This window comes from Pseudochelatococcus lubricantis (genome assembly GCF_011762225.1).
In the GTDB taxonomy this organism is placed as follows: Bacteria; Pseudomonadota; Alphaproteobacteria; order Rhizobiales; family Beijerinckiaceae; genus Pseudochelatococcus; species Pseudochelatococcus lubricantis.
Genome location: NZ_JAASQI010000004.1, coordinates 50,967 through 72,531, shown reverse-complemented (window position 1 = coordinate 72,531; position 21,565 = coordinate 50,967). Strand labels below are relative to the sequence as shown.

Below are 21,565 nucleotides of genomic sequence, written 5' to 3'. Positions count from 1 at the left end.
TTGTAAGGGCGGAGTCAGCGGCTGGCGAAATCCGCGATGGCGGTGTAGCAGAGCATCAGCGACACCACGAACAGGCCCACCTCGACAAGGGCATAGAAGGTCTTTTCCGGGATGACGTTCAGCGCCCGCCGGCCGGCCACCGCGCCGAGGATGGCTGTGGGCAGCAGCCATGCCACCAGTCGCAACTGGTCGCCGGACAACGGCGACAGCATCCAGAACGGCACGACCTTGGCGGCGTTGATCGCGGCGAAGACGATCGTCGTCGTGCCGACGAAGGTCAGCTTGTCGAGCTTTTGCGGCAGGACATAAATCTGATAAGGCGGCCCGCCGGCGTGCGACAGAAAGCTGGTGAAGCCGGCGGCCGTGCCCCATAGCAGGCCGCGCGGCACATCCGCCGGGCGGGGCGGCATCTCGACGCCGCGTTTGAGCCACGAGTTGAGGGAAAACACGAGACCGACCCCGCCCACGATCAGCGCGACCATGGCGTCCGATACGGCCGCGACCGTCAGAAAGCCGAGCAGCACGCCGGCGAGGCCCGCGGGGACGAGAATCAGCAGGTTGCGGCGGCTGAAATGGCGGCGGTAGAGCCATATGCTGATGGCGTCCGTGAAGACGAAGATCGGCAGCAGCAGCGCCGCCGCCTGGAACGCCGGCATGATCAGCGCCAGTGTCGGCACCGCCAGCATGCCGATGAGCGGCAGGCCGCCCTTGGACAGGCCAACCAGAAACGAGGCGACGCAGGCCGCCAGAAAAAACACGTTGTCCTGCGGCATGCGCCGGGTCCCGACGAGAGAAACGAATGGCGTCGCCGCTGGCCCGACAGGCTCAGCGGCGGCGCGGGAGAGTTGACTCAGGAGAACACGCGCTCGGGCGCGGGGACGAAGTACTGCGCGAGGCCGCTGTCGCTCACCGCGTCGAGGGTGGGCGGATTCCAGCGCGGGTTGCGGTCCTTGTCGACGATGGCGGCACGCACGCCCTCATAGAACTCGTGCCCGGCGAGCACCGCGGCCCCCGCCGCGTATTCGCGCTCCAGCGTCTGTTCGAGGCTGGCGTCGTTGCGCGCGAGGCGCAGCAGCTTCAGCGTCAGCTTGAGGCTCGTCGGCGAGCGCGTCTGCAGGGTGGCGAGCGTCTTGCGGGCGAATTCGCTGCCGGATGCCACGAGCGCGGCGACGATCTCCTCCACCGCGTCAAAGGCGAAGGCCGCATCGATCTCGGTCTCGTGCCGTTCCACCGGGCCGGGTTCGCCAGCGGTGGCCAGCATCCGGATGGCCTGTGCCACCGCTTCGGCATCCGCCGTGGCGGGCAGCGCGGACAGGCTCTCCACGAGGGCGGCCAACCGCGCCGCCGGCACCAGATAGTCCGCGAGGCCGGCATGGATGGCGTCCGCTCCGTTTATCTGCTCGCCGGTGAGCGCCAGATAGGTGCCGATCTCGCGCGTGCCCGCATCCGCCCGGCCGCGCGACAGCAGCCAGGTGCCGCCGATGTCCGGGAAGAAGCCGATGCCGGTCTCCGGCATCGCGAGCCGCGTGCGGTCCGTGACGATGCGATGGCTGCCGTGCGCCGACACGCCGACGCCGCCGCCCATGACGATCCCGTCCATGAAGGCGATATAGGGTTTTCCGTAACGCTTGATGTGCGCGTTGACGACGTATTCCTCGCGCCAGAACTGACGGCCCGCCGCGCTGTTCTCCGGCCCGCCGTCATAGAGGGCGCGGATGTCGCCGCCCGCGCAGAAGGCGCGCTCCCCCTCGCCGGTGATGAGCACCGCGGCGACCTGCGCATCGTCCTCGAAGCTGTCGAGCGCGCCCGCGATGAGGCGCACCATGTCGAGCGTCAGGCTGTTGAGCGCCTTCGGGCGGTTGAGGTGGATGCGTCCGAGCGTTCCCGAACGGCCGATCTGCACGTGAGCATCCCGCGCTTGGGCGTCGGCCTGATTGTTGTCCGTCAAAGGCATGTCGATGTCCGTATGTGGCGTGTCGGTTTCCGGTTCCTGCATTCTTGCACATCGCACGGATCGGCGCGCGCGCCTATGGGGAAATCCGCAGAACCGCCTTGGACGAAACCGCCCCCGCGCAAAGCCTTGCCGAACCGGATTGACGGCATCGGTCTGGAAGGATTAAATTATGCAATAATATAACATTACATATCGAGGTCATGATGCTGGAGAAGAACCGGGGCGACACGCGGCTCCCCGTCACCGTCCTGTCCGGGTTTCTGGGTGCCGGAAAAACCACGCTGCTCAACCACATCCTGAACAACCGCGAGGGCCGGCGCGTCGCGGTGATCGTCAACGACATGAGCGAGGTCAACATCGACGCCGATCTCGTGCGCGAGGGCGGGAGCAACCTGTCCCGGACCGAGGAGAAGCTCGTCGAGATGACGAACGGCTGCATCTGCTGCACCCTGCGCGACGATCTGCTGACGGAGGTGCGCCGCCTCGCCGGAGACGGGCGCTTCGACTACCTGCTGATCGAGGGCACGGGCATCGCCGAGCCGCTGCCGGTCGCCAGCACGTTCTCGTTCCGTGACGAGAACGACGAGAGCCTGTCGGACATCGCCCGCCTCGACACGATGGTGACGCTGGTGGACGCCGCAAGCCTGCTGCGGGACTACGGCTCCAACGATTTCCTGCGTGAACGGGGCGAGAGCAACGGCGAAACGGACGAGCGCACCATCGTCGACCTGCTGGTCGAGCAGATCGAATTCGCCGACGTCATCGTGCTCAACAAGGTGTCGGACATCCCGCCCGCGCAACTGGCGCTGGTGCGCAGCGTGGTGAAGTCGCTCAACGCGGATGCGCGTGTGGTGGAAACCGACTTCGGCCGCGTGCCGCTGGGCGCGGTGCTGGACACGGGCCTCTACAGCGAGGAAAAAGCGCAGGAACACCCGCTCTGGTTCAAGGAACTCTACGGCTTCGCCGACCATGTCCCGGAGACGGAGGAATACGGTATCGCAAGCTTCGTCTACCGTGCGCGACGGCCCTTCCACCCGGAAAAGTTCAACGCCTTCATCAACCGCACCTGGCCGGGCCTCATCCGCGCCAAGGGTCACTTCTGGCTTGCCACCCGTCCGCGCTGGGTGGGCGAATTCTCGCTTGCTGGCGCGGTCGCGCGCGTTTCCGCCATGGGATACTGGTGGGCGGCGATCCCGCGGCAGCACTGGCCGGATCATCCTGAATGGCGGGAGAACTTTCGCCGCCACTGGAACAAGATCTGGGGCGACCGGCGGCAGGAACTGGTGTTCATCGGCACCGGCATGGACGAGACCGCCATCCGTGCCGCACTCGACGATTGCCTCGTCGGCGCGGCGGATGCGACGGCGTTCGAGCCGTCCCGCTATCGCGACCTGCCCGACCCATTCCCGCGCTGGGGACAGCCCGACGCCATGTGAGGCGCCACAAAAACCGGGAAGCGGATGCCGCTTCCCGGTTTCTCATGGTTGGATCAGTTCAGCGCAGTATTCGGCGGGCGCTCGACCGATACCGCAACGTCGCCGATGACCAGGCCAAGGGGGCCCGCGGTGACGGGTACCGTCTCGCCGTCCTTGATCTTGCCGCTCAGGATCAGCTCCGCCAGCGGATCCTGCACGTTCTTCTGGATCACGCGCTTCAGCGGGCGCGCGCCATAGGCGGGGTCGTAGCCGCGCTCGGCGAGCCAGTCGCGGGCGCTTTCGTCGAGGTCGAGCGTGATCTTGCGCTCCTCCAGCAGGCGGGCGAGCCGCTGAAGCTGGATGTCGACGATGGCGTTCATCTGCTCCCGCTTCAGGCGGTGGAACAGGATGATCTCGTCGACGCGGTTGAGGAACTCCGGCCGGAAGTGGGCGCGCACGACGGACATGACTTCCTCGCGCACGGCTTCCGTATCCTCGCCCGCCTTCTGCGCCACCAGATACTCCGCGCCGAGGTTCGACGTCATGATGATCAACGTGTTGCGGAAGTCGACCGTGCGGCCCTGTCCGTCCGTCAGCCGCCCGTCGTCGAGCACCTGCAGCAGCACGTTGAACACGTCCGGATGCGCCTTCTCAACCTCGTCGAACAGCACGACCTGATAGGGCCGGCGCCGCACCGCTTCCGTCAGCGCACCGCCTTCCTCATAGCCGACGTAGCCGGGAGGGGCGCCGATGAGCCGCGCGACCGAGTGCTTCTCCATGTATTCAGACATGTCCATGCGCACCATCGCCGTCTCGTCGTCGAACAGGAAGGTGGCGAGCGCCTTGGTCAGCTCCGTCTTGCCGACGCCCGTGGGGCCGAGGAACATGAACGAGCCGATGGGGCGGTTGGGGTCCTGAAGGCCGGCCCGCGCGCGCCGCACGGCGGTGGAGACGGCGATCACAGCCTCCTCCTGGCCGACGACGCGCTTCGACAGCACCTCTTCCATCCGCAGCAGCTTCTCGCGCTCGCCTTCCAGCATGCGGTCGACGGGCACGCCCGTCCAGCGCGAGACGACCTGCGCCACGTTGTCGGGCGTCACTTCCTCGCGTACCGCGCTTTCCTTGCCGGCGTGGGCCTCGATCTCCTGCAATTCCTTTTCGAACCCGGGAATGATGCCGTAGGCCAGTTCGCCGGCGCGCTGGTACTGGCCCTGCCGCTGGGCGATGGCGAGTTCGTTGCGGGCTTCGTCGAGCTGCTTCTTGAGGCTCGCGGCGCGGCCGAGCTTGTCCTTCTCCGCCTGCCATCTGGAGGTGAGGGCGGACGAACGCTCCTCAAGCCCGGCGAGTTCCTTCTCCAGCCGCGCCAACCGGTCCTTGGAGGCGGCGTCCTGCTCCTTCTTGAGCGCCTCGGCCTCGATCTTCAGGCGCACGATCTCGCGGTCGATGGAGTCGAGTTCCTCGGGCTTGGAGTCCACCTGCATGCGCAGCCGCGCGGCCGCCTCATCGACGAGGTCGATGGCCTTGTCCGGCAGGAAGCGGTCGGTGATGTAGCGGTTCGACAGCGTCGCCGCCGCAACCAGCGCTGAGTCCTGGATGCGCACGCCGTGGTGCTGCTCGTACTTTTCCTTCAGGCCGCGCAGGATGGAGACGGTATCCTCGACCGTGGGCTCGGAGACGAAGACGGGCTGGAAGCGCCGCGCCAGCGCCGGATCCTTCTCGACATGCTTGCGGTACTCGTCGAGCGTGGTCGCGCCGATGCAGTGGAGTTCGCCACGCGCCAGCGCGGGCTTCAGCAGGTTCGAGGCATCCATCGCGCCGTCGGACTTGCCCGCCCCCACCAGCGTGTGCATCTCGTCGATGAACAGGATGATGTTGCCTTCCGCCGCCTGCACCTCGTTGAGCACGCCCTTCAGGCGCTCCTCGAACTCGCCCCGATACTTCGCGCCGGCGATGAGTGCGCCCATGTCGAGCGCGAGCAACTGCTTGTCCTTGAGGCTCTCCGGCACGTCGCCATTGACGATGCGCAGCGCCAGCCCCTCGACGATGGCCGTCTTGCCGACGCCCGGCTCGCCGATCAGCACCGGGTTGTTCTTGGTGCGGCGCGACAGCACCTGGATGGCCCGCCGGATTTCCTCGTCGCGGCCGATCACCGGGTCGAGCTTGCCCTCGCGCGCGGCGGCCGTCAGGTCGCGGGCGTACTTCTTGAGGGCGTCATAGGCATTTTCGGCGGAAGCGTTGTCGGCGGTGCGCCCCTTGCGCAGGGCCTCGATGGCCGCATTCAGATTCTGCGGGGTCACGCCCGCCTGCGCCAGCGCCTTGCCGGCCTCGGTATCCTTCTCCACCACAAGCGCGAGCAGCAGCCGCTCGACCGTGACATATGAATCGCCTGCCTTTTCCGCCGCCTTCTCGGCGGTGTCCAACACGCGCGCAAGGCCCGGCGACAAGTAAATCTGCCCCGATCCGCCCTGCACCTTCGGCAGCTTCGCAAGCGCCTGTTCGGTCTGTTGCAGCGCCAGCCGCGACTGACCGCCCGCGCGGTCGATCAGGCCGGCGGCAAGGCCCTCGTTGTCGTCGAGCAGCACCTTCAGCAGATGCTCGGGCATGAACTGCTGGTGGTTCTCGCGCAGCGCCAGCGACTGGGCCGATTGCAGAAAGCCTTTCACACGGTCGGTATACTTGTCGATGTTCATCAATCGCGCTCCTCTCGGCAATGCCGACCGTCACTTGGCTCTCCGGAGCTTTTCGCTCCGCAGGGCGCCTGGCCCGGCAAGGCATCCCGCGTCGAATGTCCTCCACGCGGTTCCAGTTGGCAACCGCACGGTGCTGAAAACACTGATCGGCGTCAACCGATCATGAGGCTCATGTAGGTGTTGCGGGGGTGCAACAACAAGAGGAGTGCGACGAGGTGGTGCGATAAATTTCCTCTCCGGCAGAAGCCTTTGGCGCGACGGACCGGGCCGGGAGGGATGCCCGGCCTTCAGGCGCTCGCCGAGCGGGGCAGGGCGCCCGAGGCCGTCTTGGTGTCCGAGACCGCCTTGGCAGCGGGTTTCGACGTGCCGCCCTGCGCGTTCCTGGCCGCCGGCGCATCAGCGTCCTTCTTCGCGGCGTCCCTGGCGGCGGGCGGCGCGATATGCGAGGGGATCTCGATATCGACCTCAAGGGTGGAGACGGCGTTGCCGCGGTCCATCGTCACCTTCACCTTGTCGCTGTCGAGCTGGATGTGCTTGGCGATGACGGCCAGGATTTCCTCGCGCAGCACGGCGACGAGGTCGGACTGGCCGGTCGAGATGCGCTCGTGGGCGAGCAGGATCTGCAGCCTTTCCCGCGCGACGGGCGCGGAGGAGCGGCGGTTGAACAGTTTGAAGAAACTCATGCTGCCCTCCGTCCGAACAGTTTGTTGAACAGGCCCCGCTTGTCGCTGGGGATGGTCATCTCCACGGTCTCGCCACGCAGCCGGCGGGCGGCGTCGAGATAGGCGCGTGCGGGTGCGCTGGTCGGGTTGCTGATGGTCACCGGCGTGCCGAGGTTCGAGGCGCGCAGCACTTCGTCGCTTTCCGGGATGATGCCGATCAGCGGGATCGAGAGGATTTCCAGCACGTCCTCGACCTTGAGCATCTCGCCGCGCTCGGCGCGCACCGGATCGTAGCGCGTGAGCAGCAGGTGCTTGTCAACCCGCTCGCCGCGCTCGGCCTTCAGCGTCTTCGAGTCGAGGACACCGATGATGCGGTCCGAGTCGCGCACCGACGACACTTCCGGATTGGTGACGACGACGGCGATGTCGGCGTGGCGCATGGCGAGCGTGGGGCCGCGCTCGATGCCGGCGGGGCTGTCGCAGATGACCCAGTCGAACTTGCTGCGCAGCTCGTCGATCACCCGGTCGACGCCTTCTTCCGTCAGCGCGTCCTTGTCGCGGGTCTGGGAGGCGGGCAGCAGCGACAGGGTCTCGACCCGCTTGTCGCGGATGAGGGCCTGCGCGAGCTTGGCCTCGCCCTGCACGACATTGATGAGATCATAGACGACGCGCCGTTCCGCGCCCATCACCAGATCGAGATTGCGCAGGCCGACGTCAAAGTCGATGACGACGACGCTCTGGCCCGATTGCGCCAGCGCCGCTCCGAGGGCGGCCGTGGAGGTCGTCTTGCCGACGCCGCCTTTACCCGATGTCACGACCAGAACCTTGGTCATTTCTTTTCCCTCTCAGTTCAGGGGCGCGATCTTGATCGCGTCGCCCTCCAGCCACAGTTGAACGGCCTGTCCGTGAAATTGTGAATCGAGAACCTCCGCCGTCTTGTAGAGGCCATCGATGGCGACCAGCTCGGCCTCGAGCTTGCCGCAGAAGATGCGCGCGGAAGCATGCCCGGCACAGCCCGCGAGCGCCCGCCCGCGCAGGGCGCCGTAAACGTGGATCGAGCCGCCGGCGATCACCTCCGCCCCCGAGGCGATCGAACCGATGATGGTGACATCGCCCTGCGGATAAACGATCGACTGCCCGGAGCGCACCGGGCGATCCACCAGCAGGGAGGGGCGGATCGTCTCTTCCGCGATGGCGATGGGAGCGGCGTTGTGCGCCGTGTTCGCGGGCTCCGGCGCGGGGGCGGGCGGCGCGCTTTCCGCCCTCGGCTTCGCCGCCGCAGGCGCCTCTTCCCGGGGTGCGGGGATGTCGACCTCGTTCACCTGCTTTCCGCCGCGCACCAGCGGCGGAAAGCCCGGCCCGAGCCATGATTCCTTCGCGCCCTCGATGCCCATCACCTGGATGCGGCGTTCGTTGAGGCGCGCGAGGAGATCGGCGAGCCCTTCCCTGTCGAGGTCGAGATTCGAGACGTCGAGGATGACGGCACGCGCACCGAAGAAGCCGGGCGAGCGGTCGATCAGGCTGGAGAGTTCTTCCAGCCAGATGTCGAGCGGCGCCTCTGGCGACAGCATCAGCGCCAGAAACGAGCGTCCGCGGAAGCGGATGGTGGGGCGCTGCGACTTCGGGGCCGGGCTGCCGGAAGCGGCGCTGGGAGAGGAAATGGCTGTGTCTGTCACGGAACTTCTTCAGGTTTCTGCGCTGTTAACATTTGGCGGTAGTATGGTTACCACTTGGTTAACGCAGGGCAGAAAAGTGAGCCGTCGCCGCTTACCATCTGTTGACAAAGATGAAACGGGAGACATCGTCTCCCGTTCCGTTATCCGCGCGGCTGAGGCCGCGTCACAGCTCTATTTTCGCCCCGAGCACGGCGAGAAACTGGGCGATCCACGCCGGATGGGCGGGCCACGCCGGGGCGGTGACCAGCAGGCCGTCGGTGACCGCCTCCGTTACGGCGATCTCGGCATAGGTCGCTCCGGCCTGTTCCACTTCGGGACGGCAGGCGGGATAGGCGGAGACGCGCTTGCCGCGGATGACGTCGGCCGCCGTCAGGATCTGCGCGCCGTGGCAGACGGCCGCGACGGGCTTGCCGGAGAAGGCCTTCACCAGCGCGATGACGGCGGGATCGAGCCGCAGGTATTCCGGCGCCCGGCCGCCGGGGATGACGAGGCCGGCGTAGTCGTCTGCATTAACCTTCGCGAAATCGGCGTTCAGCGTGAAGTTGTGGCCGGGCTTCTCGCTGTAGGTCTGCGCGCCCTCGAAATCGTGAATGGCGGTTTTCACGCTCTCGCCGGGCTTCTTGCCGGGCGTCACCGCATGCACTTCATAGCCGACGGCGGCAAGCGCCTGAAACGGCACCTGAACTTCGTAGTCCTCGACATAGTCCCCGACGAGGAACAGCAGCTTTCTGGACATCGGACTTTCCTCCTGTTGACACACGCCCACAGGCCCGCGGCCCGGCGCATGCGCATATGGTAGACGAAACGTTATCGAATTTCTCCGATGATCCGCGCCACACTTTAACGACACGCAGCATGGAAAAGGATTCGTGATGGAGGCACGCATGCGGGACAGGTTCGAAGGGCGCCGCTCGCCGGCAGGCGCGGTCATGGCGCTGGCGGGCGCGATGGCGGTTATGGCGGTCACGGCCTCGCCGGCGTCCGCCAATTTTTCCGCCTGCGTCGCCAACCTGAGGGACGCGGCGGCGAAAGCGGGCATCAGCCGGGCGGTGGTGTCGCGAGCGCTCGACATCAGTGCGCCGGACGAGAAGGTGCTGCGTCTTTCCAAAGTGCAGCCGGAATTCAAGACGCCGATCTGGGACTATCTCGGCTTTCTCGTCGATGACCAGCGGGTCGCCGACGGCCAGGCGATGATGCGCCGCTACGACAGCGTGCTGCGGGCCGCCGAGCGGCAGTTCGGCGTCGACAGGCACGTGATCGCCGCCGTGTGGGGCGTGGAGACGGATTTCGGCCGTGAGGCCGGCGACAGTTTTCTGCCGCATGCGCTTGCGACGCTGGTGTGCGAGGGCGGGCGGCGCCGGGATTTCTGGCGCGGCGAACTCATCGCGGCGCTCAAGCTCGTCGACCGCGGCGATCTGGAGCTGAACAAGCTCTACGGCTCATGGGCCGGCGCCTTCGGCCAGACGCAGTTCATTCCCAGCACCTACCAGCGTCTCGCCGTGGACTTCGATGGCGACGGGCGGCGCGATCTCGTCAGCTCCGTGCCGGATGCGCTGGGGTCCACCGCCAACTATCTCAAGCGGGCGGGCTGGCGCACGGGCGAGCCGTGGATGATCGAGGTGAAGGTGCCGGCCGGCTACAGCGGGCCGACGGGACGGCGCAACCGGGCCGCCATCGCCGACTGGTCGCGGCGGGGCGTCACCCGCGCCGATGGACGTCCGCTGACCGGCGGCGGGGAGGCAGGTCTCCTGCTGCCGGCCGGCGGCCGGGGGCCGGGCTTCCTCGTGTTCCGCAACTTCGATGCGATTTATTCGTATAATCAGGCGGAGTCCTACGCGCTCGCCATCTCGCATCTGGCGGATCGCCTCGCCGGCTATCCGCCGCTGCGCACGCCGTGGCCCACGGACGACCCCGGCCTCACCCGCGCGCAGCGCCTCCACCTGCAAAAGCTGTTGCTGGCGAAGGGCTACGCCATCGGCGATGCGGACGGCAAGATCGGCCCGGTGACGCGCGACGCCATCATGGACGTCGAGCGCCAGCTCGGCATGCAGCAGACCGGGCGCGCCGGCACCAAGGTGTACCGGGCGCTCGGCGGGCGGTGAGGCGGCGGTTTACGCAGCCCGCGGAATGGCGACGGCCGGGACGGGCGCCTGCGCGCCGGTGGCGCGGATGACACCGCGGGCGCCCTTCAGCGCATCCGGCGCGAGTTCCAGCGCCAGGAAACGGTGGCGCTCGAACGGCCCGGGCATCCACAGGGCGGCCGTCTTCCCGGCGCTGAAGCCGAAGCGGGCATAGTAGGGCGCATCGCCCACCAGCAGGATGGCGTCGTGGCCGAGGCGGGCGGCGCTGTCGATGGCCTCGCGCATCAACGCGCTGCCGACGCCGCCGGCCTGGCAGGTGGGATCGACAGCGAGCGGGCCGAGCAGAAGGGCCGGGCGGTCCAGGCCGGCCGAGATGTGCCACAGCCGCACGGTGCCGATCAGGCAGCCGTCGGTCAGGGCGGAGAGCGACAGTCCTTCGGCCGGCAGGCGGCCGTCGCGCAGCCGCTCGCTGGTCTTGGCAAAGCGGTTCGCACCGAAGCAGACGTCAAGCAGGGCTTCGCGCCCGGCGACATCGGCGGGTATTTCCTCACGAATGGCGAACATGGCAAGTTCCTCCCCGCCCGGGCCGAAGGCCGGGCAGCCGGAAAAACGATATGATTGTTGAGAAAATTCGCCGGTCGGGTGCGACCGGCGAACGGATTGCGCCCTCCCTCCGGAAGGCGCGATCAGATGTGATAGGCCTTCAGCGGCGGGAAGCCGTTGAACGCCACCGCCGCATAGGTGGTGGTGTAGGCGCCCGCGCCCTCGATCAGCACCTTGTCGCCGATGGCAAGGCTGACCGGCAGCGGATAGGGCGTCTTCTCATAGAGCACGTCGGCGGAGTCGCAGGTCGGCCCGGCGAGGATGCAATCCTCCAGGGTATCGCCATCCCGCTCCGTGCGGATCGGGTAGCGGATCGCTTCTTCCATGGTCTCGGCGAGGCCGCCGAACTTGCCGATGTCGAGGTAAACCCAGCGCACCACGTCGTCCGCGCTCTTGCGCGACACCAGCACCACTTCCGCCTCGATCACGCCGGCGTTGCCGACCATGCCGCGGCCCGGCTCGATGATCGTCTCGGGGATCGCGTTGCCGAAATGCGCGCGCAGCGAGTCGAAGATCGACGAGCCGTACGCCTCGACCGCCGGAATGTCGTTGAGGTACTTCGCCGGGAAACCACCGCCGAGGTTGACCATCGACAGGCCGATGCCGCGTTCCGCGCAGTCGCGGAAGATGCCGGCGGCGGAGGCGAGCGCCTGGTCCCACGCGCGCGGGTTGCGCTGCTGCGAACCCACGTGGAAGGAGACGCCGTAAGCCTCAAGGCCAAGCCGGTGCGCATGCTCAAGCACGCCCACGGCCAGCGACGGATCGCAGCCGAACTTGCGCGACAGCGGCCATTCCGCGCCGGCGCCGTCGCACAGGATGCGGCAGAACACGCGCGAGCCGGGGGCGACGCGCGCCACCTTCTCGACCTCGGCCTCGCAGTCGACGGCGTAGAGGCGGATGCCAAGCTCGAAGGCACGCGCGACATCGCGCTCCTTCTTGATGGTGTTGCCGAAGGAGATGCGGTCGGGCGTCGCGCCGGCGGCGAGCGCCATCTCGATCTCGGCCACCGACGCGGTGTCGAAGCACGAGCCGAGCGAGGCGAGCAGCTTCAGCACCTCCGGAGCGGGGTTCGCCTTGACGGCGTAGAAGACGCGCGTATCCGGCAGGGCGTGGGCGAAGGCAAGGTAGTTGTCGCGCACCACGTCGAGATCGACCACGAGGCACGGGCCGTCTTCACGTCGGTTGCGGAGAAATTCGCGAATGCGGTCGGTCATTGTATTTCCCTAACACGTGCTCTCAAGGTCGACAGGGGCACCAGCGATATCTGGAGCCCGGCAAATGCGCAGACGGCCGCTCACGTCGTTGTGCTGTGGAGACACAAAACGATACAGACCGAACACGCCCGGGTTGCGCATCAGCAACAACCCGACTGGCTGCCTTGGATTGGAAGGGAAAAACCCGACCGCACGCCTGGCAATGATGGACAAGCCTCTTCGGTGAACCGCCACCAGCCTGTGGAAAGCTGGCAGAGACCAAAAAAGCCCGTTCCGTCGTTGCTTTAAGTCCCGTCCCCTGCGGGAGAGCAGGGTGGGCCGGTTTTCGCCTCCGGCTGCCGGTCGGTCGATGAACGTGGGAACGCAAACTCCCCACGCCACGGGCGAGAAAACCGGCCTCTTGTCCGGCGACCCGCCAACCGGCACGCGACCACAGGCACGTGCGAAATTGGGCAAGCCGACATATAGGGCCATTCTTGATGATTCTCAAGCAATGTTGCGGCTGTTATGCACGGGAAAGCATCGACGTGCTGCATTTCAGGCATGCGGTTGACGCATGAGTGGGCACACGAAGCGTTAACCATTTTTCGTGAAAGCCGGTAAGGCTCCGCTATGTCGCCATTATCGTGTGCCAGACGCCACCGACGCGCATAGTTTGCCAGCGAACACCGAGAAGGACGCCTCATGTCTCGCCCCTCCATGTTTCGGTCCTCAGGCCAGTCGCCGCTTTCCCGGCGCGGCGTGCTGAAAAGCCTCGCGGCCACGCTTGCGGCTTCCGCGGCACTCGTGCAGCCGGCGGGCATGGGCTTCGCACAGACGCCGCCGGCCGATGCCGCCGGGGAGGAGACGCCGCAGGTGGCGCGTTTCGGCTATGAGGATGTGGTGCAACGCGCCCGCGAGCTGGCGGCCGTCGCCTTCGACGACCATGTGCCGCCGCTGCCGGAGGGAGTCGCCAACCTCGATTTCGACGCCTACCGCAACATCCGTTTCCGGCCCGACAAGGCGCTGCTCGGCTCCGGGGGCGGGCCGTTCCGGCTGCAGATGTTCCACCTTGGCTTCCTCTTCCGGCGCCCGGTGACGGTCAGCATCATCCGCGACGGCGTGCCGACGCCGGTGCCCTATTCGCCGCAGCTATTCGACATGGGCGGCGTGAAGCTCGACAGCGAACTGCCCGTCAACCTCGGCTTTGCCGGCTTCAGACTGCATTATCCACTTAATAATCCGCATGTGCTCGACGAGTTGATCTCGTTTCTGGGGGCGAGCTACTTCCGCTTTCTCGGGCGCGGCCAGCAATACGGCCTCTCGGCACGCGGACTTGCGGTCAACGCGGGCGCGCAGGAGGAGTTTCCGTTCTTCCGCGCCTTCTGGATCGATAATCCCGGCCCGGGCGCGGAGCGCGTCACCGTGCTCGGCCTGCTCGACAGCGCATCCGTGACGGGGGCGTTCCAGTTCTTCGTCTACCCCGGCGAGGAAACGGTGGTCGACGTGACGGCGACGCTGTTCGTGCGCCAGCCGATCGAGTGGCTGGGCGTGGCGCCGCTGACATCGATGTATTTCGTCGGCGAGAACGACCGGCGCTTCCTCGACGAGTTCCGGCCGGAACTGCACGATTCGGACGGGCTGCTGGTGCATGCCGGCTCGGGCGAATGGATCTGGCGCCCCCTGCGCAACCCGCCCGAACAGGCGCGCTCCTCCTTCATCGACAAGAACATCCGCGGCTTCGGCCTGCTTCAGCGCGACCGGAATTTCGAGCACTATCAGGACATCGATCTGCATTACGAGCTGCGGCCCGGCTACTGGGTGGAGCCGGTGGGCGACTGGGGGCCCGGGCATGTCGAGCTGCTCGAAATCCCCACCAACGACGAGACGAACGACAACATCGTGGCCTTCTGGGTACCCGACGCCAAGCCCCAGCCGGGGCAGACCCTCGTCTACCGCTACCGCATCCGCGCCGTGGCGGACGCGGAGGGGCTGCATCCGGGCGGGCGCGCCGTCAACACCTATCAGGGCAAGCCCAAGGCGGCGGGCTCCACCGAGGCCGTGTTGCCCGGCACGCGCCGCTTCCTGGTCGACTTTGCCGGCAACGATCTGGCCTATTACGCGCTCGACCCCGCCAGCGTCACCATCGATGCCTCCGTCTCGAAGGGGCAGGTCGTGCGCACCTTCCTGTCCAGTAATGCCAAGATCAACGGCTTCCGCGCGGGTATCGACGTCGCCGTTCCGCCTGGCGAGACGGTGGATATCCGCGCCTTCCTGCGGGCAGGCGGGCGGGCGCTGACCGAGACGTGGATCCACCCCTGGACGGCGCGCTGATCCGCCGGCGATCAGGGCGTCTCACGCCATTCGAAGGAGCGCACCTCGCGCAGCAGCTCGACGAAGGCGCGCGCGCCGTGCGCCGCCGCCGCCTCGCCCTTCTCGCGCGTGGCGAGCGCCGCGTTTCCGATGGCACCCGTCGGATTGAGATCGTCCGCCATCCAGCCGAGGCCGGCAGGCCGCGCGGCGTTGAGGTGCCGATACCGCTTAGCCAGTTCAATGTTTCGTGAAGGGAAGTCGGCCGCCTTGTCCATGCGGACGAGATCGGGACGGAAGGCGAGCATCAGCGATGTCTCGATATCGCCGCCGTGGATGCCGTGGCGGATTTCCTCCGGATCGAAAAGGCCCTCCGGATAGCCGAATCTTTGCCAGGAAACTGTCGCTGTGACCATGCCGAAGCGTACGCGCAGGTCGCGCGCGACGATATCCATGACCGGCGAGTTGCCGCCGTGAGAGCTGACGATCACCAGCTTGCGGCAGCCGGACCGGTGCAGGCTTTCGCCGATTTCCGTCCACACGCGGATGGCGGTCTCCGGCTGCAGTGTCAGCGTGCCCTTGAAGGCGAGATGCTCGTTCGACAGGCCAACGGGCTGCACCGGCAGGACAAGGGCCGGGGTGTCGGCATCGAGCACGGCGGTAACGTGGGCCAGATAGCCTTCCATGATGAAGACGTCCGTGCCCAGCGGCAGGTGCGGCCCGTGCTGCTCGACGGCGGCCACCGGCAGAACGGCGATCGCCTTGCCGATCGCCTCGCGCTTGAAATCGCCGGTGGTCAGATATGTCCATTGGCTCGAAGGAAGCATTGGAAAAGTCCCTGATATTTCGTGATCCGTATCTTGTGTCACGCAATTTGTCATTGCTGCGTCATAAGAAGGCATGCATTATTTCGACGGCAACCTATCTCACGGTAGCACTGGCAGGTGACAGGTGCATTGTGTTCGTCCGGCCGCATTGGACGTGCCGCCGGGGCATCGCGAATCGCTCGACAATGCCGGCGCCTCGACAATCCTGATCCGCTTCCGGGTCAAAGATGTTCCATAGCAGGGGCTTGCCCTGACACGAGGAGGAAGGGACGATGAAACACCCGGTCGCCAAGAGCGTCGGATGGGCACTCGTCCATGCCGCGCGGCTGCACCGCACGCGCATCGGCGAGAGGCTGGCGGCGCTCGGCCTGTTCCCGGGACAGGAGCAGGTTTTGCAGGCCCTGTCCACCGTCGATACCATGACCATGGGGGAGCTGGCGCATATCCTGCGCGTCAAGCCGCCGACGGCCTCGAAGACCATCGCCCGCCTCGCGGCGCAGGGGCTCGTCGAACGCATCGCGGAGCCGGGCGACGCCCGCATCGTCATCGTGCGGCTGACGGAGGAAGGGGCAATCCGGGCCATCGCCATCGATAAGCTGTGGACAGAAGTCGAGAACGAACTGCTCGACGACTTCGACAACAAGGAACGCAAGCGCCTGCGCAAGCTGCTGCGCAAGGCGGCCCGCAATCTCGCCGGGCTGCAGGCTCTTGACGATGCCGACGAGGACATCGAAACTGACGGGGAAGATGTCGACGACATCGTCGAATAGGGACCCCCATGACGGATATCGATATTGTACTGGTCGGGCGCCTTGTGCCCTCCGCCGAGGCGGCGCTCGACCGCGCGTTCACGGTTCACCGGCTGCGCGACATCGCGAACCGGGAGGAATGGCTGGCGGAGCACGCGCCGATCGTGCGCGGCGTCGCGGTGGCCAATGGCCTGCCGGTCGACGCGGCGTTCGTCGGGGCTCTGCCCAACCTTGAGATCGTCGCCGGTTTCGGTGTCGGCTACGACAACATCGATGCGCGCGCCGCCGCGCGGCGGGGCGTCGTCGTCACCAACACGCCGGACGTGCTGACGGACGAGGTCGCGGACCTCGCCGTCGGCCTGCTGCTCGCCACTATCAGGCAGATTCCGCAGGCGGACCGTTACCTGCGCGCCGGAAAATGGCTGGAGAAGCCGTTTCCGTTCACCGCGACGCTGCGCGGGCGCACCGTCGGCATCTTCGGGCTCGGCCGTATCGGCCTCGCCATCGCCGAGCGTCTTGCCGCCTTCGGCGTGACCATCCTTTACCACAACCGCCAGCCGCGCACGGACGTTCCCTTCCGCTATGTCGACAGCCTGAAGGGGCTCGCGGGGGAGGCGGATGTGCTCATCGTCGCCACGCCGGGCGGCGAGGGCACGCGCCATGCCGTCGACGCGGAGGTGCTGGCGGCGCTGGGCAGCGACGGCGTGCTGGTCAACATCGGCCGGGGCAGCGTCGTCGACGAGGTGGCGCTGATCGCGGCGCTGGAGCAGGGCGCGATCCTGTCCGCAGGGCTCGATGTCTTCGCCGACGAACCGCGCGTGCCGCAGGCGCTGATCGATCTCGACCGTGCGGTGCTTCTGCCCCATGTCGGCTCCGCCTCCGTCCATACGCGCGACGCCATGGGGCAACTAGTTGTGGACAACCTGCAATCGTGGTTCGCCGGCAAGGGGCCGCTCACGCCGGTGCCGGAAACGCCGGTGCCTCCGAAGTCCTGAAGCGCGTTCCGATCAGAATTCGCTCAGAGTAAGGAATCCGGAATCTGTCCTGTTTCAACGTAAACAGGACAGATTCTAGGGCAGGGTGAGGATGCCCGCCTCGCCGTCTTCGGTGCCGAAGGCGAGCCTTGTGCCCTTGCGGTCCCACGCGAGGGCGGTCACAGGCGCCTCGTCCGCCGTGCGCACCATCAGTTCCGCCGCGTCGGTCAGCCTTATGATCATCGCCGCGCCATCCGCATAGCCCGCCGCCAGCACGAGCGCGGTGGGGTGGAAGGCGACCTGCGTGACGACGGCGGGGCGCACGCCGCATTCGCGGGGGGGCTTGCCCATGGGGCCGCCCTTGGCGAAGGGCCAGACGATGGCCGCCTCCGCGCCGGAGGTCGCGAGCCACTCGCCGTCATGCGACCAGCTCAGCGAGCGCGTCTTGGCCGGATAGCCCGCCATCCGCATGTCCTTGCCGTCCGCCAGCCGCCAGCCGTGCAGCGTGTTTTCCTGCATGGAAGTGACGACGTAATGTCCGTCCGGCGAGACCGTGATATCGAGGTGGGAGCCCTTCCACATCAGCTGTTCGGTGCCGTTTTCGACGGCGGGAAACCACAAGGTCACGCCGTTGTAATGTGCGATGGCGAGGCGGAAGCCCTTCGGCGCGAAGGCCAGCCCCTGCGCGGTGGCCGGCACCTCTGTCGCGGCCTCGCGGCCCTTTGCATCCCGCGCGCTGACCCGCTTGCCCGTGGCCCAGGCAAAGGCGCCGTCGTCGCGGGCGGTGAGCGCCGTGATCCAGCGGCCCTTCTCGTCGACCAGCGTCTCCACCGTGCCGTCGGCGGCGGTGGCCGCGATGCGGCCGTCGTCCCCGCCGGTGAGCAGGCGCTTGCCCGCCTGCGCGACGACGAGGGCGCCGGCGTCGGGATGCGCCTCCACGCGCCGGCGCTCGCCGGCGCGGTCGAGCAACACCCCGCCGTCGCCGAGCGCGAAGGCGGCCGTCCCGTCGAGCCAGCGGACGCCGGTGACGTGAGCGCCGGCCTCGAAGCCGGCGACCTTGTCGAGCAATGAGACCGCGCTCGTCATCGGATCACGCCGCGCAGGCGAGGAAGCCCTCGCGGATAGCTTTTTCGTCGAGATCGCGGCCGATGAACACGATACGTGAATCGCGTTTCTCGTCCGGCTTCCATTCGCGCTGTAGATCGCCCTCGATGATCATGTGCACGCCCTGGAACACGAAGCGGCGCGGCTCGCCGCGGAAGGAAAGGATGCCCTTCGAGCGCAGGATGTTCGGCCCGTCGCGCTGCACGAGATCGTTGACCCACGGCAGGAACCTGTCGGGGTTCACGTCGCCCGGAATGACGATGGATACCGACTGCATGTGCTCGTCGTGATAGTGCTTCAGGCCGCCGTGGTGATGGTGGCCGTGCGCGTGCTCATGCTCATGATGGTGATCGTGGCCGCAACCGCAGTTCTCGCCATGCTCATGGTCGTGATGATGGTGGTCGTGCCCGTCGTGATCGTCTTCTTCGAGGAAGGCGGGTTCGAGCGTCAGAATGCGGTCGAGGTCGAAGGCGTTGCGCTCCAGAACCTCGGCCAGCGGCACGGCGGCGCGCTGCGTCTTGTGCAGGCGCGCGTAGGGGTTGATGGCGCGGATGCGGCCGACCACCTCCTCCAGTTCCTCCGGCGTCACGAGATCCGTCTTGTTGAGCAGGATGACGTCGGCGAAGGCGATCTGGTTCTTGGCCTCGGGCGCGTCCTTGAGGCGTTCGCTCAGCCACTTGGCGTCGGCGACTGTCACGACGGCGTCGAGCTTCGTGCGCGCCGCCACGTCCTGGTCGACGAAGAAGGTTTGCGCGACGGGCGCGGGGTCGGCGAGGCCCGTCGTCTCCACGATGATGGCGTCGAACTTGCCGCGCCGCTTCACCAGGCCCTCGATGATGCGGATGAGGTCGCCGCGAACGGTGCAGCAGATGCAGCCGTTGTTCATCTCGAACACCTCCTCGTCAGCGCCGACGACGAGGTCGTTATCGATGCCGATCTCGCCGAACTCGTTGACGATGACGGCATATTTGCGTCCATGCTCTTCGGAGAGGATACGGTTCAGCAAGGTGGTCTTGCCGGCGCCCAGATAGCCCGTGAGCACGGTGACGGGAATCTTGTCGCTGGAAATCTTGTCGCTCATGGAAAGCTCCGCAAACGCGCCCCGGCGCGTTCAATCATTTTTGCCGAGAATGTTATATTGTTCAAACCGGAAAAAATGAAAGCCGCAAAAAAGAAACCGTCCGTCAGAACGGATGGTACTGGAACGCCCACGTCTCCGACAGCGTCCTGTCGCCGGCGCGCAGGAAGAGGCGCATCTCCACCGGTTCCGTGCCTTCCACCGTGAGGTCGAACTGCGCGCGCCAGTGGCCGGGCACGTCGTCGGGCACCGCCTCCGTGAACACGTAGGAGAAGGCGCCGCGCGAGGCCCAGAGCACCGCCTCCGGCTTGACGCCGAAAGGCAGTTCCGTCAGCGGTCCGCCGAGAAACTCCACCATGAACTTGCGCACGCCCCTGGGGCGCGGCAGGCCGGGCTGCCCGCCGTTGCCGAGCCGCGTGGCGACGACATGGGCGAGCGGCGAGGGATAGGGATCGCTGTCGCGCCAGTGCAGCCGGTAGCGGAAGCGATAGCTGTCGCCCGCCCGCGCCGGCGCCTCCGGCACCCAGAAGGCGACGACGTTGTCGTGAATTTCGTCGTCGGTCGGGATTTCGATGAGTTGCACCGCGCCCCGGCCCCAGGAACCCTGTTTCGAGGAACCCTGTTCCGCGTTGTCGAGCGGCTCCACCCAGGCGCTGGGGCGGCGCTCGTAATGCACACCGTCCTGATAATGGTCGAACAGGCGGTCGCGCTGCAACAGGCCGAAGCCGCGCGGCGCTTCGTCCGCGAAGGCGGACGCGGTGGTGACGGCGGGATTGTTGAGCGGCCGCCAGATGCGCTCGCCAGCCCCCGTCCACAGCGCAAGGCCGTCGGAGTCGTGGATTTCAGGCCGCCAGTCGACAGCGGTCTTCTTGGCCGTTTCCGAATACCAGTACATGGACGTGAGCGGCGCGATGCCAAGGCGTGCGACATCCCGGCGCAGGAACAGGGCCTTGTCGATGTTCATCAGCACGCCTGCCTGTGGCCCTGCGGCCTCACGAGTCATCTCGAAGCGGAACGCTCCGGCGATGCTCGGCCCTTCGAGCAGGGCATGGACAGTGACAGCGGTAGAATCGGCTTCTGGCGTATCGAAATAGAACTGCGTGAAGGCGGGGAACTCCTCCGCCCGGCCGGGCACGGCGACATCGAGCGCCACGCCGCGCGCCGAAAGGCCATACTGGAAGGACTCGCCGATGGCACGGAAGTAGGATGCGCCGAGGAAGGCGACCCAATCGTTCTTGCGCCAGTCCAATTTGTTCTGGTCGCCGAGCCGGCTCTCCTGAAAGCGGAAGCCGGCGAAGCCCGCATCCGGCGGCAGCTTGCGCGCCGGGCTGTCGGCCGGCATGTCAAAATAGGCGGGGTCGTAGAGCACCTCCCGCGCCTCGCCCCCGTCGACGACGAACATATGCACCGGCAGGCGGAAGAAGGTGCCGAGATGGAAGAAGGTGATCGGGAACCGGCTGTGGGGAAAGCGGTCGGGATCGGCGAACAGCGCCGCGTCGGTATTGAAGCGGATCTGGCCATGCGCCGCGTAGTCGAGCGCGTCGAGGATGGCGCTGTCCTGTGCGGGCGGCGGCGCGTAGGACTGCGCGGCGAGGCTGCGTGCCCGCTCGATCAGCGCGTCGAAGGAGAAGGCAGCGGGCTGGCCGAGCCTGAGGCCCGATTGCGCCAGCGCGGGCGGGGCGAAACCCGTGCGGGAGAGGGCGGCGGTCGCGAGGGCGGCGGAAAGAAGGGCGCGGCGGCTGATCATCGTGGGGGCGATTTCCTGATGGGCGGTAACGTCCGGGGAATGCTCGCGGAAATGCGGCGGGAGGCGCCGAGGATAGAAAACATTCAGGCGCAATGAAGGCATTGCGCCGCGCGTTTCGCGCGCAGGCGGGGGATTTTCAGGTGTGCTGGTGCTCGGCCTCCAGCCGCCACGCGCCGCGGGCGAAGCGCACGGTCGCCCACAGGCCGATGAGGCCGAAGGCCGTCATGAGGACGTATTCGAAAGCGTTGCCGAGTTCGAGCAGGCCCGCGACAGCCCAGCCCGCGGCAACGCCGAGGGCGATAAACTCCGTCGCGACGAGGACGATCGTGCTCACGACGGTGACCAGGCTCCTGAGGCCGAGTTTGCTGTTCGGACGGTTGTTGATCGGCCCATTGCTCTGGCCAGACGGGGAAACGGCGGATTCGGCCAAGGGGATATCCTTCCCGGACAAACGATGCATCCGATCAGATAGCCCGATACCCCGGTTGACGCAAGGATGTCG

The 21,565-nt window shown here is 66.9% G+C and carries 18 protein-coding genes and 1 pseudogene; 5 read left to right on the top strand and 14 right to left on the bottom strand.

Annotation, left to right across the window (positions count from 1 at the left end):
- Positions 1–14: 14 nt before the first annotated feature.
- Both FHS82_RS09715 and FHS82_RS09710 read right to left on the bottom strand, forming a co-directional pair.
- On the bottom strand, positions 15–773 hold the full coding sequence (locus FHS82_RS09715) for a sulfite exporter TauE/SafE family protein (protein WP_166951729.1): 759 nt from the start codon (positions 771–773) through the stop codon (positions 15–17).
- A 77-nt stretch (positions 774–850) separates the two neighbouring features.
- Positions 851–1,954 (bottom strand): enoyl-CoA hydratase/isomerase family protein, encoded by a 1,104-nt coding sequence (locus FHS82_RS09710; protein WP_166951725.1) that lies wholly within the window; start codon positions 1,952–1,954, stop codon positions 851–853.
- A 203-nt stretch (positions 1,955–2,157) separates the two neighbouring features.
- On the opposite strand from FHS82_RS09710, the gene zigA reads away from it, so the two are divergent.
- Positions 2,158–3,390 (top strand): zinc metallochaperone GTPase ZigA, encoded by a 1,233-nt coding sequence (zigA, locus tag FHS82_RS09705; protein ID WP_166951722.1) that lies wholly within the window; start codon positions 2,158–2,160, stop codon positions 3,388–3,390.
- A 53-nt stretch (positions 3,391–3,443) separates the two neighbouring features.
- Here the strand turns inward: zigA and clpB are convergent, their stop codons facing one another.
- From clpB to FHS82_RS09680, 5 genes and pseudogenes are all read right to left on the bottom strand, one after another.
- Positions 3,444–6,059 carry an ATP-dependent chaperone ClpB gene (clpB, locus tag FHS82_RS09700; protein WP_166951719.1) on the bottom strand — a complete coding sequence of 872 codons (2,616 nt, stop codon included), beginning with the start codon at positions 6,057–6,059 and terminating at the stop codon, positions 3,444–3,446.
- Positions 6,060–6,481: 422 nt separating this feature from the next.
- Positions 6,482–6,742 (bottom strand): annotated as a pseudogene (minE, locus tag FHS82_RS21140) (cell division topological specificity factor MinE); the annotation flags it as partial.
- Positions 6,739–7,554: a septum site-determining protein MinD gene (gene minD / locus FHS82_RS09690; protein ID WP_166951713.1), complete on the bottom strand. Its 816-nt coding sequence runs from the start codon at positions 7,552–7,554 to the stop codon at positions 6,739–6,741. The pseudogene minE and the gene minD, both read right to left, overlap by 4 nt.
- A 12-nt stretch (positions 7,555–7,566) precedes the next feature.
- The gene (gene minC / locus FHS82_RS09685; RefSeq protein WP_377700209.1) at positions 7,567–8,325 is read right to left on the bottom strand and encodes a septum site-determining protein MinC; all 759 of its coding nucleotides are present in this window, start codon (positions 8,323–8,325) and stop codon (positions 7,567–7,569) included.
- 235 nt (positions 8,326–8,560) lie between these two features.
- The gene (locus FHS82_RS09680; protein WP_166951708.1) at positions 8,561–9,133 is read right to left on the bottom strand and encodes a DJ-1/PfpI family protein; all 573 of its coding nucleotides are present in this window, start codon (positions 9,131–9,133) and stop codon (positions 8,561–8,563) included.
- Positions 9,134–9,281: 148 nt separating this feature from the next.
- Between FHS82_RS09680 and FHS82_RS09675 the strand changes: the two genes are divergently transcribed.
- Complete coding sequence (locus FHS82_RS09675) at positions 9,282–10,499, top strand: lytic murein transglycosylase (protein WP_166951705.1); 1,218 nt, start codon at positions 9,282–9,284, stop codon at positions 10,497–10,499.
- A 9-nt stretch (positions 10,500–10,508) separates the two neighbouring features.
- On the opposite strand, the gene FHS82_RS09670 is transcribed toward FHS82_RS09675, so the two are convergent.
- Both FHS82_RS09670 and FHS82_RS09665 read right to left on the bottom strand, forming a co-directional pair.
- Positions 10,509–11,042 carry a GNAT family N-acetyltransferase gene (locus FHS82_RS09670; protein WP_166951702.1) on the bottom strand — a complete coding sequence of 178 codons (534 nt, stop codon included), beginning with the start codon at positions 11,040–11,042 and terminating at the stop codon, positions 10,509–10,511.
- A 122-nt stretch (positions 11,043–11,164) separates the two neighbouring features.
- Positions 11,165–12,295 (bottom strand): type III PLP-dependent enzyme, encoded by a 1,131-nt coding sequence (locus FHS82_RS09665; protein WP_166951699.1) that lies wholly within the window; start codon positions 12,293–12,295, stop codon positions 11,165–11,167.
- A gap of 684 nt (positions 12,296–12,979) precedes the next feature.
- On the opposite strand from FHS82_RS09665, the gene FHS82_RS09660 reads away from it, so the two are divergent.
- The gene (locus FHS82_RS09660) at positions 12,980–14,608 is read left to right on the top strand and encodes an OpgD/OpgG family glucan biosynthesis protein (RefSeq protein ID WP_246225264.1); all 1,629 of its coding nucleotides are present in this window, start codon (positions 12,980–12,982) and stop codon (positions 14,606–14,608) included.
- A gap of 11 nt (positions 14,609–14,619) precedes the next feature.
- Here the strand turns inward: FHS82_RS09660 and FHS82_RS09655 are convergent, their stop codons facing one another.
- Complete coding sequence (locus FHS82_RS09655; RefSeq protein ID WP_166951696.1) at positions 14,620–15,411, bottom strand: creatininase family protein; 792 nt, start codon at positions 15,409–15,411, stop codon at positions 14,620–14,622.
- Between the two features lie 272 nt (positions 15,412–15,683).
- Here FHS82_RS09655 and FHS82_RS09650 point away from each other — a divergent pair, with 272 nt between their 5' ends.
- Both FHS82_RS09650 and FHS82_RS09645 read left to right on the top strand, forming a co-directional pair.
- Positions 15,684–16,181, top strand: a complete 498-nt coding sequence (locus tag FHS82_RS09650; protein WP_166951693.1) for a MarR family winged helix-turn-helix transcriptional regulator — start codon at positions 15,684–15,686, stop codon at positions 16,179–16,181.
- Between the two features lie 8 nt (positions 16,182–16,189).
- Complete coding sequence (locus FHS82_RS09645; RefSeq protein ID WP_166951690.1) at positions 16,190–17,155, top strand: 2-hydroxyacid dehydrogenase; 966 nt, start codon at positions 16,190–16,192, stop codon at positions 17,153–17,155.
- A 75-nt stretch (positions 17,156–17,230) separates the two neighbouring features.
- Here FHS82_RS09645 and FHS82_RS09640 read toward each other — a convergent pair whose 3' ends face one another.
- The 4 genes from FHS82_RS09640 to FHS82_RS09625 all read right to left on the bottom strand — a co-directional run bounded on the left by FHS82_RS09640 (position 17,231) and on the right by FHS82_RS09625 (position 21,493).
- Positions 17,231–18,220, bottom strand: coding sequence for a WD40 repeat domain-containing protein (locus FHS82_RS09640; protein WP_166951687.1), 990 nt, complete (start codon positions 18,218–18,220; stop codon positions 17,231–17,233).
- A gap of 4 nt (positions 18,221–18,224) precedes the next feature.
- Positions 18,225–19,319: a CobW family GTP-binding protein gene (locus tag FHS82_RS09635; protein ID WP_166951683.1), complete on the bottom strand. Its 1,095-nt coding sequence runs from the start codon at positions 19,317–19,319 to the stop codon at positions 18,225–18,227.
- Positions 19,320–19,422: 103 nt separating this feature from the next.
- Positions 19,423–21,063: an OpgD/OpgG family glucan biosynthesis protein gene (locus FHS82_RS09630; protein ID WP_166951678.1), complete on the bottom strand. Its 1,641-nt coding sequence runs from the start codon at positions 21,061–21,063 to the stop codon at positions 19,423–19,425.
- 136 nt (positions 21,064–21,199) lie between these two features.
- Complete coding sequence (locus tag FHS82_RS09625) at positions 21,200–21,493, bottom strand: hypothetical protein (RefSeq protein WP_246225263.1); 294 nt, start codon at positions 21,491–21,493, stop codon at positions 21,200–21,202.
- Positions 21,494–21,565: the final 72 nt, after the last annotated feature.